Source organism: Nitrosopumilus sp. (assembly GCA_029862745.1).
GTDB lineage: Archaea > Thermoproteota > Nitrososphaeria > Nitrososphaerales > Nitrosopumilaceae > Nitrosopumilus.
The window spans coordinates 282,501-297,569 of the sequence record JAOTWS010000001.1; the positions used below are offsets into that span (position 1 = coordinate 282,501).

Annotated in this window: 20 protein-coding genes; 7 read left to right on the forward strand and 13 right to left on the reverse strand. The window is 32.7% G+C overall.

The window, feature by feature from the left end; genetic code table 11:
- The first annotated feature begins 21 nt into the window (after positions 1-21).
- The 3 genes from OEM44_01755 (at position 22) to OEM44_01765 (ending at position 817) form a co-directional block, all read left to right on the forward strand.
- Positions 22-144 carry a hypothetical protein gene (locus OEM44_01755; GenBank protein ID MDH3515525.1) on the forward strand — a complete coding sequence of 41 codons (123 nt, stop codon included), beginning with the start codon at positions 22-24 and terminating at the stop codon, positions 142-144.
- Positions 145-206: 62 nt separating this feature from the next.
- Positions 207-617, forward strand: a complete 411-nt coding sequence (locus OEM44_01760; protein ID MDH3515526.1) for a hypothetical protein — start codon at positions 207-209, stop codon at positions 615-617.
- Positions 618-619: 2 nt separating this feature from the next.
- Positions 620-817 carry a C2H2-type zinc finger protein gene (locus tag OEM44_01765; protein MDH3515527.1) on the forward strand — a complete coding sequence of 66 codons (198 nt, stop codon included), beginning with the start codon at positions 620-622 and terminating at the stop codon, positions 815-817.
- Position 818: 1 nt separating this feature from the next.
- On the opposite strand, the gene OEM44_01770 is transcribed toward OEM44_01765, so the two are convergent.
- From OEM44_01770 to tuf, 3 genes are read right to left on the reverse strand one after another with little or no spacing between them, the layout of a single operon-like run.
- The gene (locus OEM44_01770) at positions 819-1,013 is read right to left on the reverse strand and encodes an RNA polymerase Rbp10 (protein MDH3515528.1); all 195 of its coding nucleotides are present in this window, start codon (positions 1,011-1,013) and stop codon (positions 819-821) included.
- Between the two features lie 38 nt (positions 1,014-1,051).
- Positions 1,052-1,360: a 30S ribosomal protein S10 gene (gene rpsJ / locus OEM44_01775; GenBank protein ID MDH3515529.1), complete on the reverse strand. Its 309-nt coding sequence runs from the start codon at positions 1,358-1,360 to the stop codon at positions 1,052-1,054.
- A gap of 9 nt (positions 1,361-1,369) precedes the next feature.
- Positions 1,370-2,668 carry a translation elongation factor EF-1 subunit alpha gene (gene tuf, locus OEM44_01780; GenBank protein MDH3515530.1) on the reverse strand — a complete coding sequence of 433 codons (1,299 nt, stop codon included), beginning with the start codon at positions 2,666-2,668 and terminating at the stop codon, positions 1,370-1,372.
- A 577-nt stretch (positions 2,669-3,245) separates the two neighbouring features.
- Between tuf and OEM44_01785 the strand changes: the two genes are divergently transcribed.
- Positions 3,246-3,482, forward strand: a complete 237-nt coding sequence (locus OEM44_01785; GenBank protein MDH3515531.1) for a hypothetical protein — start codon at positions 3,246-3,248, stop codon at positions 3,480-3,482.
- A 2-nt stretch (positions 3,483-3,484) separates the two neighbouring features.
- A complete protein-coding gene (locus OEM44_01790) occupies positions 3,485-3,862 on the forward strand; it encodes a hypothetical protein (GenBank protein ID MDH3515532.1) in 378 nt (125 codons plus the stop codon).
- Here OEM44_01790 and endA read toward each other — a convergent pair.
- The 3 genes from endA to OEM44_01805 all read right to left on the reverse strand — a co-directional run bounded on the left by endA (position 3,859) and on the right by OEM44_01805 (position 6,977).
- On the reverse strand, positions 3,859-4,395 hold the full coding sequence (gene endA / locus OEM44_01795) for a tRNA-intron lyase (protein ID MDH3515533.1): 537 nt from the start codon (positions 4,393-4,395) through the stop codon (positions 3,859-3,861). The genes OEM44_01790 and endA overlap by 4 nt on opposite strands.
- A 94-nt stretch (positions 4,396-4,489) precedes the next feature.
- Positions 4,490-5,143 carry a DUF47 family protein gene (locus OEM44_01800; GenBank protein MDH3515534.1) on the reverse strand — a complete coding sequence of 218 codons (654 nt, stop codon included), beginning with the start codon at positions 5,141-5,143 and terminating at the stop codon, positions 4,490-4,492.
- A gap of 67 nt (positions 5,144-5,210) precedes the next feature.
- Positions 5,211-6,977 carry an ATP-dependent DNA ligase gene (locus OEM44_01805; protein ID MDH3515535.1) on the reverse strand — a complete coding sequence of 589 codons (1,767 nt, stop codon included), beginning with the start codon at positions 6,975-6,977 and terminating at the stop codon, positions 5,211-5,213.
- A gap of 302 nt (positions 6,978-7,279) precedes the next feature.
- On the opposite strand from OEM44_01805, the gene OEM44_01810 reads away from it, so the two are divergent.
- The gene (locus OEM44_01810) at positions 7,280-7,900 is read left to right on the forward strand and encodes a PEFG-CTERM sorting domain-containing protein (GenBank protein ID MDH3515536.1); all 621 of its coding nucleotides are present in this window, start codon (positions 7,280-7,282) and stop codon (positions 7,898-7,900) included.
- Positions 7,901-8,185: 285 nt separating this feature from the next.
- Here OEM44_01810 and OEM44_01815 read toward each other — a convergent pair whose 3' ends face one another.
- The 6 genes from OEM44_01815 to OEM44_01840 form a co-directional block, all read right to left on the reverse strand.
- The gene (locus OEM44_01815) at positions 8,186-8,347 is read right to left on the reverse strand and encodes a hypothetical protein (protein ID MDH3515537.1); all 162 of its coding nucleotides are present in this window, start codon (positions 8,345-8,347) and stop codon (positions 8,186-8,188) included.
- Positions 8,341-8,505, reverse strand: a complete 165-nt coding sequence (locus OEM44_01820; GenBank protein MDH3515538.1) for a hypothetical protein — start codon at positions 8,503-8,505, stop codon at positions 8,341-8,343. The genes OEM44_01815 and OEM44_01820 overlap by 7 nt, the downstream gene beginning before the upstream one ends.
- A gap of 218 nt (positions 8,506-8,723) precedes the next feature.
- Positions 8,724-9,134: a hypothetical protein gene (locus OEM44_01825; GenBank protein MDH3515539.1), complete on the reverse strand. Its 411-nt coding sequence runs from the start codon at positions 9,132-9,134 to the stop codon at positions 8,724-8,726.
- 63 nt (positions 9,135-9,197) lie between these two features.
- The gene (gene fbp / locus OEM44_01830) at positions 9,198-10,331 is read right to left on the reverse strand and encodes a fructose-1,6-bisphosphate aldolase/phosphatase (protein MDH3515540.1); all 1,134 of its coding nucleotides are present in this window, start codon (positions 10,329-10,331) and stop codon (positions 9,198-9,200) included.
- Positions 10,332-10,618: 287 nt separating this feature from the next.
- Positions 10,619-11,599: a glucose-6-phosphate isomerase gene (locus tag OEM44_01835; protein MDH3515541.1), complete on the reverse strand. Its 981-nt coding sequence runs from the start codon at positions 11,597-11,599 to the stop codon at positions 10,619-10,621.
- A 376-nt stretch (positions 11,600-11,975) separates the two neighbouring features.
- Entirely contained in the window at positions 11,976-13,559 is a 1,584-nt protein-coding gene (locus OEM44_01840; protein MDH3515542.1) for a glycosyltransferase, read from the reverse strand.
- A 168-nt stretch (positions 13,560-13,727) separates the two neighbouring features.
- Here OEM44_01840 and OEM44_01845 point away from each other — a divergent pair, with 168 nt between their 5' ends.
- Positions 13,728-14,456 (forward strand): nucleotidyltransferase family protein, encoded by a 729-nt coding sequence (locus OEM44_01845; GenBank protein MDH3515543.1) that lies wholly within the window; start codon positions 13,728-13,730, stop codon positions 14,454-14,456.
- Between the two features lie 414 nt (positions 14,457-14,870).
- Here the strand turns inward: OEM44_01845 and OEM44_01850 are convergent.
- Positions 14,871-15,069: hypothetical protein (locus OEM44_01850; protein MDH3515544.1), on the reverse strand; the 199-nt coding region annotated here is incomplete at its 5' end.

Sequence of the window (15,069 nt, forward strand, 5' to 3'; positions counted from 1 at the left end):
GTAAAAATATGAACCATATTCATGGGAAACCGCTCAATGCCAGTATGTTTTACTGAAAAACAATACAAAATGATCGAAGAATTTGCCAAGAGAAATGGTATGCTTAACGCAAGTCAAGCTCTTGAAAAAATTTTAGAACAATAAATATTTTTTGTTATTTTTATTTTGTTTACATTTATAGAATAAGATGTATAAGATAAGATCAAATGGGATTATTTAGTAAAAAGCCATCATATTGTGCTGTTTGCAATAAAGAATTAATCCATAAACATAAACCAAAAAGAGAATGGAATCTAAAGGGAAGGCTTTGTGGAGACTGTCATTTTGAAAAATCTAAAGAATACTATGAAGGTAAAATAAGACAGCCATGCGTCATATGTGGAGTAACTCAAAAAATTACGGATTTATGGGAACCTAGATGGCAATGGGACATGGAAGGTTTGCTATGTAAGAAATGTTTTGACAAAAAAGAAGAAGATCATGGGAAAAAGAAAAATTTTTGTGCATTATGCGAAACTCAGATGGGTTTGATCAGATACAATCCAAAAAGCAATTGGAAAATTGAAGGTCAATTGTGTCGAAAATGTTGGGACAGCAAGAAAACAGAGTTTGGATAAAAATGAAATTTTTTCAAAAAATTAAATGTGAGATTTGTTCAAAAGAATTTTCAAAGCAAGAAGAAGTTATGAACCATAAAGAAATTGTTCACGGTAAGGATTTGAAGTATGATTGTAAAGAATGTAAAAAATATTTTCTAAACATGGAAGATATGAGGACCCATTTACAGAGAGAACACAGTTACAAAAAAGACAGGTAGTTTAGATTGCTTTTACGGTTTTAACTACTGGTGGTCTTACTTTGGTAAATACTCTGAAACCACAAATACACTTAATCTCAGGTAAACGAGATAATTCAGCATTTGAAACCGCAGTACCACATCTAAGACAAGCATAATTTACTTCAAAAGTTTCAACAGAGGTTTCCTCTATTTCATCAATGTTTTCTTCAACCATGTTTCTCATCAAAATTTCTATAATTTAAGGATAACAGATCATGTCAAAGATAATTCAATGTAGACATCATCAGGAATTTTTAGTCTCATAAGTTGTCTAATTGCTTTGTCATCAGCATTGATGTTGATAATTCTTCTGTGCATTTTCATTTCCCATTTTTCATAGGTTTCAGTACCACTACCACATGGGGATTTTCTAGTTGCAACATGTAATCGTTTTACTGGAAGCGGTGTTGGGCCTTTAACTTTAACACCGGTTTTTTTACCAATTCCCATAATCTCCCCACAAACACCATCTAATTTTGGTAGACTAGTAGAAGTGAGTTTGACACGGGCAGTTTGAGTCATAAAACACGCCTATGGTTTATACACTTCGGTAATTTCCTTAACAATCCCTGCTGCAATAGTTGCACCCATGTCTCTAAGTGCAAATCTACCCATTTCAGGGAAATCTTTGAAAGTTTCGATACAAGTTGGCCTTACAGGTCTGATTTTGACAATTGCAGAATCTCCAACTTTAAGGAATTTTGGATTTTCTTCTTCAACGGCACCAGTTGCGGGGTTAATCTTTTGAAGGAACTCAGTAACAGTTGCTGCAACTTGTGCAGTATGTGCATGCATTACAGGTGTGTAACCAGGAGCAATTGCTGTGGGGTGATGAATTACAATAATCTGTGCTTTGAATTCTTTTGCAACCATTGGTGGCGCATCAGGAGTACCAAGTACATCTCCTCGTTTGATATCTTTCTTTTCAATACCTCTAAGGTTAAAACCAATGTTGTCACCTGCTTCTGCAGTTGGCATTTCGGTGTGGTGTGTTTCAATAGATTTGATTTCACCGAGAGCACCAGAAGGCATAACAATGATTTTTTGGTTAGTCTTCATGACACCAGTTTCAACTCTACCTACAGGTACAGTACCTACACCAGTAATTGTGTATACATCTTGAATTGGAACACGCAGTGGTTTACCAATTGGTTTTTCAGAAACGGTAAAGTCATCAAATGCTTCAAGTAATGTTTTGCCTTTGTACCAAGCCATATTCTCGGATTTTTTAACCAAGTTATCACCTTTCCATCCAGAAACCGGAATGAATGGTACATTTTCTAGTTTATAACCCACAGATCTTACTAGTTTTTCACCTTTCTCTTTGGCAGCCTTGAATGCATCCTCTTTGTACTCAACTGCATCCATTTTGTTTATAGCGACAATTAGTTGACCTACACCAAGTGTCTTTAACAAGAAAGCATGTTCTCTTGCTTGTCCACCCGCGGCAATTGCAGTATCAGTTTCACCTTCTTTTGCAGAAAGTACCAGGATTGCTGCATCTGCCTCAGAAGCACCAGTAATCATATTTTTAATAAAGTCCCTGTGACCAGGAGCATCAATCAAAGTAAAGAAGTATTTGTTAGACTCAAATTTTTGGAATGCTAGATCGATTGTAATACCTCTCTCTCTTTCATCTTTAATGTTATCCATTACCCAAGCATACTTGAAGGTATCACCTTTTCCGGTCTTTTCGGATTCGGCTCCGTGTGCTGCAATTGTTCTTTCATCTACAACACCAAGATCCATCAAGAAATGACCCATAGTTGTTGATTTTCCATTATCGATATGACCTGTTACAATCAGGTTCAAATGTGGTTTATCTGCCATATCAAAAGCCTAACTGAGGGCATTTATTACTGTTATGAATTTTTGAAGAAAAACGAATATTTTCAAATAGTTTTAGATCATAGAATTTTGCTAAAAATATATCAGACAAACAAATAATGCAAAACATGATTTTATGGATTAATTAATCAATGATTTTGAGGGAGGTTAACAAATACATGATTTCAATCTAAAAAATGATTCTTGTTTCACTTGACGGTTCGCAAAACTTCTTTAGGGTATTTGACAAGAAAATCTATTTTGCAAGACAATGAGGTAAAACTTACAGGGCCGTATACCATCAAAAAGACATCTAGGTTTTAATTAGATACAGTTGAGAGTGTAGATTCATTCAAGAGGTGACAATAAACGGAAGCATGATCTAATTGTAATTGGCTCAAACGGTGCATATCATTACGCATATTGCACTATCGGTCAAATCTTAACATAATGATTACACATATTCTATAAATGGGAAAATTTCACTTTAAAACAACCTATCAAAACACACCTAAATTAACTTCAACTAAATAAAACTGATCTGACTAACTTTATTTGTGGGTATGCTTAATGATTTTTAATGCATGATACAGAGCCGGATACATTTGTCTATCAAACATGGCCTGAAAAATTTAGTAAGATGTTAAAAAAGATCGGTGTCGATTCAGAATCAAAAGAAATTGGAACAGATAATGTTGAAAAAAATGATTACTATAGTAGATATTTTGCTCAAACACCAAGAATGATAACTAATCGCGGATGTCTCGATGTTAAAGATTCCAATATTGACGTGATACAAATTATTCAAAAGGGGTAGAAATGCAAGATCCAAATCCACTTCCATGGGGCGCTTTAGATAGATTTCAAGCTCATTTCATTGTTAGAAAAGATACAGGTGCTTCTGTAAAAAACTATGTCGCAAAAACAATTCTTACTACTAAAGGGCACTTTGGTAATAAATCGATTGTAAAAGTAAGTTGGGATGGTCCTGGAAGTTTATCGTCAAAATTAAATTCAGATACAGAACTCAACAATATGATTGCAAAACAATTGATTAAAAATGCAACAATCTATGTGGAGCCTACTGAAGGGGCCATTAGAATAAGAGGTAAATGGGACAATCATATTGAATTTGGAATTACAAAAGAACTATTTGAGATATACGATAGAATTGCTGGTCACATAAAATCAGTCTAAGCTTTCCACCAGTCTAGTGCAAGAAAATCTACTTTATTCCTACCTTTAGGAATTGCCAAAATGAATTGTTTTCTTACTGTAGTTGCAAGTCGTCCTGCAAGAACAATTCCAGTAGATGTAATTGATTCACTTCTATTATACACTTGAATCAAAAACGGAGCATGATCAATTCCGGGACCTTTCTCATACACTGCAAAATCACAACCAAATTTTATTCCTGGATTTATAACATATCCTTTATCTCTGAAATTCTTGTAAACTAAATATTTCTTATCAAACTCATGGACTTCCTTTTTACAAATCTCAGTCATTTCTTTTGTAGATATTTTTTGATTTGTTTTATTGATTGTGATTTTTTTATTCTCTAAAAGATATAACCCCTCAATTAAATCAAGAATTAATGGAACATCAATCTCATCAATTTTTGGTTTTGGCATACCAATTGGTTTCCCATAATAGCCTTGGCTGAAAAGTTTACGCGAATCTTCAATATCCCATACTATTATTCGATTTTCGATTAATTCACTTTTCATAAATTTTGTAAAATATTATGTGTATATGAATTCTCTAGTTCAGATAGACTTCAATTTTAGGGATAAAAATAAAGTAGTGAATGAATTCGTTTGGTTATAGGCTCAGTGCTAACAATATGAAAGAATCTGAAACTCTCTGACATTTGTCAGACATTTCTTCAATTCCTTCTATTACATCCTTAATCAACAATAATTCTTTTGTATTTGTTACCTCATTTAGAAGTTTTATTGTGGTTTCTCTGTATTTAATGTCTATTTCTCTTTCAATTGTTTGTGTTTCTTGTGCTAATTCAATTGCATTTGCTGTGTTTGTGTTCAGACTACGAATGATTTCATTTAGTTTGTAAACTTCGTCTACAACTAGTTCAATCAATTTTGTGATGTCTTGATCAAGCTTTGCACTTTTCAGCGTAGTTATCTTTACGTTTGAAAGTTTGAATGAAATGCCTGTGATATAACCTGCAATTTCATCCATAGTGTAAGCTGTATTTAGAAGGTTTTCCCTGTTCATGATCAGACCTCCCACATCTGCTACTTCTCTTGTGATTTTTCTTCTTAGATTCTCTACTTCTTCTTCGATGGTTGAAATTTGTTCGAGTGTGTTCTTGATTCCTGTCTTATTTTTTTTCATCATAAGTTCAGGTAGCGTTGCGAGTTCTCTAGAAGCATTTAGAATTCGGTTGATTTCGTCTTGTAAAACTGCGATAGCCTTTCTTTTTGCTTGAACCTCAAGCTCTCCACTATACATAACAAAAGTCAGAAAACTTCTAGGTAATTTAAATCCTCTATGATTTTTGATACTTTTTGAGCACGAGTTACATCAAATTTTTATCATGTGCTACTTTGTTTTGTTTTTTGAATAGCATTATAACTTCTTCATTAGTTGATGCATCTTCAGCTGCTTTTTCAATTCTGATCTTCCCGGTAAATTTTGGAAATCTCAAAGCAAGGCCAGTATTTTTCCTTATCTTATCTCTGGCAGATTTATGAATGGGGCTAAGTGTTATATCTGATGCCACTACTTCTATTACCAATTCGGGTTCAAACCATACATCAGCTTCCATATCGCTATTTACGCGAGGGTTTTTTTTGATTGTGACTTTAGGATGCAAAATTTGGTAGAGTTGATCTAAATCTTCATCTGAAAATCCAGTTCCTACTTTACAGATACTTGTAAATTCATCATCATCATCATCGTATGTTGCTAGTAATAGTGTCCCATAATTTCCTGTCCTCCTACCTTTACCAAAATAACCTCCTATCACAACAAGATCTAAACTATCTCCTAATTCATTTTGATACTCTCTTTTGAGTTTTAACCAGTGGCTCCCTCTTGAGCCTGCCTGATATGGTTTATCAAGCATCTTTAACATTAATCCTTCACTTCCTGCATTGATGCTATTTTCCATAAACTCTGCTAATTCATTTTCATTTCTAATGATACACATAGGAATACATTTTGCAAACTCATCTTCTTTGACTTGATTTTCTAGTTTCTCTCTTCTCTTTTTGTATGCTAATTTCAAACAGCTTTTACCGTTATGGTATAAAATATCAAAAAAATTCACTGTTATAGGATATTTTGTAACAGCTTTTTCTATTTTGTATTTTCTTCTTCTATGCATTAATTCCTGAAAAGGTAGAAATTCGCCAGTATTTTCGTTAATTGCAACTACCTCTGCTTCTAAAATCATGTTATCACCTTGAACAGATTTGGGGATTTTTTCAATAATATCCGGATAATAACTGGAAATATTTTCTAAACTTCTAGAAAACAGCACTACTTTCTGACCTTCTATGTGAAGTTGTACTCTCTCCCCATCTAATTTGTATTCAGCTGCAAATTCATTCTCCATTTTTTCAATAGTTTCTTTCTCACTTTTTACTCTGTCAGCAAGCATGGGTCTAATTGGATTAAACAAAAGTATCTCAAACTTTTCTACGCCTTCGAGACCTTTTGTTGCAATTGTTTCTGCAACTTTTCCTAAATCACTTGAGACATTATACGCATGTTGTAATTTTTTTCTGTTTTCTTTGTTACCGGAGAATTTAATTGCCAATGCGTCCATTACCGTATTCTCTGCAATTCCCAATCTCAAAGTTCCCAATAAAATTTTTAGAATATAACTGGCCTCCAAGGGATTTGCATCATTTAACAAACTCGAGATATACTTCATCTTCATATCTTGCGAATGAGATCCTTCTAAATTAGCAATTTTGAATAACGTTTCATATACTCTTTCAATAGTTATGTCTTCAACAAGAAATGTTGTCTGTGTTTTTTGTGCTAAAATTGTTGATGCTGCATGACCAAGATCTCCACTTCTTCTATATTCATTTTCAATTCGTTTGACTGGCATTCCTGATGACTTTGAGATTGATCTTATTGCAAGTTTTTCTGCAACTCCCAACTCTATTCCTTCAAAGTCGGGTCTTAGTTTTCCTTGTAATAAATAGACAATTTTTGCAATGACATTCTCAGGTGTTTTCTCAAATAACTCTACAAGAAACTGTGTTAACTCTAATCTTTTTCTAGTTGATTCCATTTTGTAAAAAGCGTTAGCCAAAATAGAAAATTCCATTCTATGTCTTTACCCAATCCCGAATAAAAGTCTGAATCTAGGCATATTATCACACTTGGGAGTTTTGTTGTTATAATTTGTTAAATTGTAGAAACTTGTTATTATTGATTTAAAAGATCACGCTCAGCAGTCATCAAAAATGAGTTTTAAGAACTAATTACCGTTTTAAGACATTATTTCAATTATATGATATATTCTATATTCAACCATACATGTTTTTGTAAATGAGTATTCTGAAATTGTAGATTTTTAGACAATAGTAATCAATAGGGTTTTTATCTTCATATGTGAATTTTTAATTAATGAGAATACCAACAAAAACCATATCTTTACTAGCAGTTATTTTTACAACTGTTATTGTATTGAGTATTTCATCTACAGATAGTGTAATTGCAGAAGTTGATGATATACAACAGGATGCTGCAGTTACAATTAAAGCGCCTGCACTTGTTATAGAAGGTCCATCAACTCAAGAAACCACTGTAGCAGGATTATCCTCTGATGGAAAAATACGTGTAGAGATAATTGCTAGCAATCCAGCAAAAGATGAAGCAATGTCTATCGATATTAAGTTCAGAGATGCTAATGGAGGAAGCCTAAAACAGCATGTCAATTATGATATTGTTGCAACCCAAAATGGCAAAGAAATTCTTTCATCATTAGAAGCTCATGGGCAGGAAGGACATGGAACACACAATACTACACCGTTGAAATCAAATGATTCAGTAGATATCAAGGTGAAGTTATTGGGATTCGGATTGCCTGATGAACAAGAAAATTGGACTGGTCCTGCAAAAGAGATATTATATTTTAACGTGGTTCCAGAATTTGGCACAATAGCTGCAATGATTCTAGCAATTGCAACCATATCCATAATTGCAATATCTGCAAAATCAAGATTAAGTATAATGCCAAGATTCTAAGTTCAAATTCTTTTTATTTTTTGAGTTTATCTTTTCAAATGTTACATCATTTTCAAAGAAACCTTCATCGGAATGATTAAAACACGACAACTAGAAATTACATTAACTGCTATAATTCGACCAATTTATTTTTTCAATCATTAAGATATCACTCAAATTATTTGAGGTTCAATATAGATCGATGTAAAACTACTATTTATTTTCACGCCAGATGATTATATGGGTGTATAAGATATTTTTTTGAATTTACTTCTATCGCGTATTCCACGTGAGTCTTCTTTTAACTTAAATACCAGTATTTTCATCTTTGGTGAAATCAAGATAGACTTTTTCTCCAACAGAAAGATTCATCTCTTTGTATTCATGCATGTCAAGCTTTAGTGATGTACCTCCTCCTGACAGCATTCCACCCATACCTGAAAGCATCTTGTTTAGATCTTTTACCATATCTCCCATTTTGGTGGGTCCATCATCTTTGAAGGATCAAATGAAGGTGAGTTTTTGTTTCCATCTTTAAGATCTTTGGAAGATGTCAATAAGACTATCACATGAGGTGTACTATCTTGTGACGCATCAATTCTTTTTATTACAAATTCCTTGCGCATGTTATAAACTTGGAAGATTGGATCTATAATTAATTTTTTTATTTAGACTTGTATGTTAAATCTAACTCCTAAATTACAGCTACCTACGCGTTATACTCTCATTCCAAATTTGAACCATCAAAGAATTTCTTTTAATTATAAAAATTTAATTAATTTCTTAGATGCAATAATAAAAAAATTCTTTGTCATAAATATTAATCAGAGATTCTAGCTTAGAACTAGATATATCTGAAAATTGTTGGCTTGTCTGATTTTGGAAGATCTGAAACCAATGCAAAGTTGTATAATGGATACATTTCCTTGTATTGTTTCATAAAACTCCATGCCACATCATGTGTTTTGAATACTGTTCTAATACCGTCAATCTTACCCTTTTTTCCAAACACATCAAAAGGCACTATCAAGTATTCTTTGGGGCGATTATGAGGTTTTGCTTTGAGAAGCCAAGCTAATGCAAAAAGAAATACTGATCCTAAAATCACGTATTCTCCTGCAACTTTAAAAAAGGCAAGGATTACTCCTGGGATAGTCTGCCCAAACAATATAGCTACAAAACTTGAAAATGAAATTACTGCTAATGCTGTGAAAATATATGTTTTCCAATCAAATATCTTTTGAAATGCATTCATTAGATGAATAGTGTAAAACTCATTTTAATTTAACTATTTCTTATAATTTCAAATAGTCAAAGTCTAGTCTGGATCGTCGTAATTTTCTTTCTTTTTACCAGTGTTGGTGTCTTCCATTGGCTTCATCTTTGTTTCTAAAACGTCCATTCTTGCTCTATAGCCTTCAGCGTATTCTAATTCAGACGGAACCAAAGTTGCTGGATGAATAAATCCTTGACTTCTAATTGACATTGCTTTCTTTGTTGCAATCTCTCTAATGTAATCCCAATCAGGAGTTGAGAATCCGTCAAATGGACCTGTAAGTTTTCCATCATGCATACTAAAAACCAGTGCCTCTACAATTGGAATACAAAAGTTGATTGTGGCTGCAGAGTTTAGTTTTACAGGCATTAATGGCATGTTGTGACTTCCTCTGGTATTACCTGCAACAAAATGTGGATTGTTAAATACACTTCCAACCTCTTCTGTTGCCGGGAAATTCTTTTGTGTTCTAACTAGGCATATTGGATCATCTTTCCCAACATATGTTCCTGCAATGTTATGTAATCTATCAGTTGATGCATCAAGTATAGGTTCGCCATCTTTAGTAAAAACTGAATCTACAACATATCTTCCGGGATACATTAGTGCGGCTTCTATTGTTGGTTTGTCTTGCCACAATTCAAGTTCTGCAATTTGTGCTTTTTCAACATCCATAATGTTAATTTTTACGCCACTTGCAAGACTTTTGTTTACAATTAATCCTGTATTACTTAATGCATCTACAAACATTCTATATATTGGATAATTAAAAGCGCCTGGTTCTGTTTTGTCAGCAGCAAAAACAGTGAATGCTTCATTTGGTCTTTCTTCAAACTCCATCTCTGCGACTCCAGGACCCATTCCTTTTACATTACCTGAAAAGGAATCTCTTAGTAGGTCTTGTCCTGCACCATACAATCCCTCTTTTTTTGCGACTTGGGTTCCTGCCATAAAAGCATCCCAAGCTAATTTATGAATTTTTTCATTATCTACCCCATGTGTATGGGTCATTACAATATGTGTGTCATCTCCACAATACCCTATGTAATAATCAATTAGTAAATCCGCTGAATTTTTTACAGTGTTTTTGATTGCTTCAAGCAGTCCATCACTGGGTTTTGTATGCCCGCCAACACCACCAACATCTGCTTTGATAACTGAAACTGTAATTTTCAACAATTAATTCCTGTATGACTTTTATTTATACCCTGTTATCATTATTGATTATTCAATGATTCAGAATAACTATTTCCAATTTTGATTCATTTCCATAAAAAATCAATCAGATGAGCCGTTAATTACTTAGATGATATTTATGATCAGAATAAAAAATAATTTCAAGAGTCAGCACATTAAGATAAAAAGCATATCATTTAAAATTGATATTTTTAAATTTGTAGATTCCTTGTTTGACTACAAATTAATCAAATATTATTAAATGGGAGATTTTTTACGTCATAAATTTACAGTCGTGCTTTTATGAAACGGATTGCGGGTATGTCAGTTGGGTCTACACCATCATTTATTGCACGAAGTATTGTTGCATATCCCATACGATATATCGAGTCGATGAGTGCATTAAGCAAATTTCCCTTTGGGGCAAAAAGTTCAAAATATGGAACTTTTTTTGATTCAAGGTATTCTTTAACTACATTGAATTGTTTTTTTATCAATAGATGATCATCATTTTTTCTGAAAAGAATTGGACTAATGTTTGAGGGTCGCTCCCAGGCGTTAATACTATTATGACAAGATTCAGCTATTTCCTCTATCATAGCATGTTTCTTACAATTCTCTTGAAAATCATTTTTAAATCTCAAAGCTGCAGGTAACAACAATGGTGAATAGTAACATATGGGGATTTTTGACATGAATTTTGCCAAATTAGCAGAGGGATTATTTTCTTTATCGGTAGAAAATATTATGTCTCTTGTCTTCTTAAGATTAGATATAGATTCAGTTATCTGTTTTTCTGGCAATCCAAGTGATTCAGACAATGATCCTAAAATACTATAAAGCGAAAATACAAGCGACGAACGTGGAGAATTTAACATTTTATATTTATTAAATGCAATTTTGTTGGTTTTACAATATTTTTCAATTTTACCGCCAGATGAAAATGCAATAATTTTACATTCCGCTTCGTGAGCCGTTTTAAGCAGAGTTAATGTTTCTATAGTATTACCTGATGCACTATTACAGATAACCAATGTGTCTTTTGCAATTTTTTTTGGAAGAAAGTATCCCTTAGCCACAAAGATTTCATGGTCAGTAAGACCATACAAGATATTTGCAATTATACCTGATCCTCCCATGCCACTGACAAGAATATCATTAAATTTTATATCGATTTTTTCTGAGGAATTAAAAGATTCCTCAGCATGCTCTGGCCAAGATCGGTAAACATCGATCATCTCTTGTGCCATTGCACTTATTTTTTTCATAACTTGCGTTCAAAGTAATTTATTATTTAAGGTTATGTTTAATGGGTTAGAGTTGGAGATCATTAAGAGTTAACCAAAATAGAATAGAATAGAATAGAATAACAGCAAGATCATCAGAATGTATTAAAAATTTCCAAATGCAGGGATTCGAATTTTTCCATATTTTGTAACGCTGCAAAAAGCAATTGTCAGATTAAGAGATATTTTTCAAGTTGTAATTGATGGATTCATTGTGTATATCAAAACACATCAACAACATGAAGAAAATATAATCATATCAAATTTTGCTCACATATATCACAGAATATAATTATTTCTAATTTAGTTGGTTTGTACCAATCATGGAATTGTAACTACAGCGTGTTTGATTTGGAATCTATTTTCTCAAACTAAGAATTTTAGCATCAAGTGAAGAGGTCTTAGGGGCAGAATTAATCTTAAAGATTGGAATTAGCATAGCTAAATGAAATGCAGCACCAATAACATTTACAATGATAAACCAGGATAGTGAATCAAATAACAGTCCTTTTACAATACTTACGGTGAGAAGAGATATTAGCAATAATTGTGGCCATAATTTTCGCCATGGGACACTACTTCCAGTTCTAGCTGTAACAAATGGTTTGGCTTTATTTCTAAGGGCTTGAATTGAAGCCCCAGTAGTTATTGGAAACGATATGATATTCATACTTATATTATAGAATACAGATTTTAGAGAATTTCCTGTTTTAACAAAAGTAAGCAAAAAAGTAGTCAATGTAAATATGCTATACGGAAGTAAAAACAGTAGATAGGTAGTTAAATCAAGATTTAGTGGACGTATGCTAAATAATAGAAATGCAATTGGACAAAGCATTTGTATGAGATATGCCCAACCAGACAAATACCAGCTGGTGCTAAGAAAATAATCGAATTTGTATGCAAGGCTGAATGACTTGTTTTTTAATATCTTACTGAAAATCTTCTTTGAGCATTGCATTGTTCCAAACGCCCATCTCCATTGTTGGTTAAAATATGCAGCAAGTTCTGTAGGTGCGCGCCCATATACCAACTTTTTATTATAATAAAATGTCTTCCAACCCTTCATATGCATTTCAACTGTTGTGGCTAGATCTTCAGTTATTGAATTCTCATCAAAACCACCAACACTCAATAAAGCCTCTTTTCGATATACGATGTTTGTTCCACAGCTAAACAATGAACCAAGTGTACTTTTTCCTTCAGTAATAATATCGTAAAAAATTATCTGTTGAGCTTGAGATGCCTGACTGAGTATAGATGCATCTAGATTAGTATACTGTTGTGGTACTTGTACCATTGCAAGATTTGGATCATTTTGTAAAAAGGGCAACACATCTCTTAAAAAATTTGGATCGGGCATTTGATCAGCATCCAATATACAGACAAACTCCTCTTCTAGTACAGGTAAAATATCATTAGTTGCTCCTGCTTTGTAGCCTCGTCTATTCTCCCTGTGAATATATTGTACTCCAATTTGTTCACAAAAATTTTTGATGTCTTTGCAAATTTCAGGATTTGTAGAGTCATCAAGAACGTAAACAACTGCCAAATCTTTAGATGCATTAACAACTGCACCTAAATTCATACGAATCATATCAAGAGGTTCATTATACATTGGCACTAAAACAGCAACCTTACTTTTAGAATATACGTACGTATGATTTGCTATCGTACTAGGGTATTTTTCTATACTACGTACAGTGTTCAAATAATATCCTATTGAATGAGCTCCAAAAAAAATAACACTAAACATGAATAATATTGAAAAAACAGAATCAATTATTGTACCACCGTGTAATAATGCTGTGGAATTAACATATAGTACAATTGCAGCCAAAATTGATATTATAGTCATGATTATCATAAGTCGCATACCCACTGTTGTTATGTTAAAAGTTGAATGTGTTTTAATTGATGGATATGACTGATTTTGAGACACATTGTACTACCAATCACATGTCATATTTACTTTTCACCACGATTTCAATAAATTGAACATGGGTTAGATTACAAATGTTACAGAATATGTATTATTTCTGATTTATCGTGGTTTAATTTCGAGATAGCCATAAAACTTTTTAATCCAACATAGAAAATCACAAGGGTATTGAAGGCAATAATTAATGCAGGTGGAAAAGGAACTAGAGCTTGGCCTCTCAGCGTATTTGTACCAAAATCAATGATGCCAATAGAAGGAAAGCCATTACTTGAACACATTGTGAATTATTTGAATAAATTTAATGAAATTAATGAGATCGTAATTATTTATGACGAATCAAAGTTGGGCGAGCAAGTACCAAATTTCTTTGACGGTAAGTCATACAGAACCAAATTGACATTCAGGAAAGACAAGTTAAGAGGAACAGGAGGAGCATTGTTAGAATGTGCTGAAGACCTTAAAAATGAAGATGATTTTATTTTGTGGTTTTCAGACAATTTATCAAATTTAGATGTACATGGTATGATAAGTCAATTTAGAAGTTCTGATTGTATTGGATGTATAGCAACTAGGAGAAAAAAACCTGAAGAGACAGGTTTTGTCAAGATTGACAGTAACAACAAAATATTACAATTTATAGAAAAACCAATTTCAGATCTCCAGCAACCAGAAGCATTAGGAATTTACATGTTTAAAACAGACATAATAAAAAAGATACAAGAAAGATCTACAGATAAAGAAATAAATTTATCATTTGACATAATGCAAAAACTACCTTCAGGATCAATGCTTAGCTATGATATTGGTAATAGTGTGTGGATCGACATAGAAGGTCCAACTAAAATAATGAGAAACACAGCACTTATTCAGAGTGTGTTTACTGACATCTATGATTAAACTAACTAAAAACACGTTTTCATTGTTTGATGAAAGTAAATATTTCCTCGAAAATACCAGAATATCAATAAGACAAAAAGTATTAGAAATTTTTATTTCTTGTGTCATCATATAAGAGTAACAAATCAACAATAACAACAACAACCACTTATTTTCAAAAGTTCATAATTCTATTGCATAATTGATTATATATACAAGCGTACTGTTTTGTTATTTCTAATATTTCATCATGTTTGGTTCAGATATGTTATGTATCCAAATAATGAATATCATCTTATACATGCATTTAAGAAAATCTCAAAGCCATGAAATAAAAATACAAACATCATCATAGACGAATCAAATAATTATGACTCATAAATTATACTTAAAGAAAAAGGGTTTACAATTTAAGAAACAACAGTACAACAGTGTTTAAAATGTATATCGATTACGACCGTGTGAATTAGGTCGTACGTCTGGAATGTATGTCTCAGATGGTTTTTCATCTGGAATGTATGTCTCAGATGGTTTTTCATCTGGAATGTATGTCTCAGATGGTTTTTCATCTGGAATGTATGTCTCAGATGGTTTTTCATCTGGAATGTATGTCTCAGATGGTTTTTCATCTGGA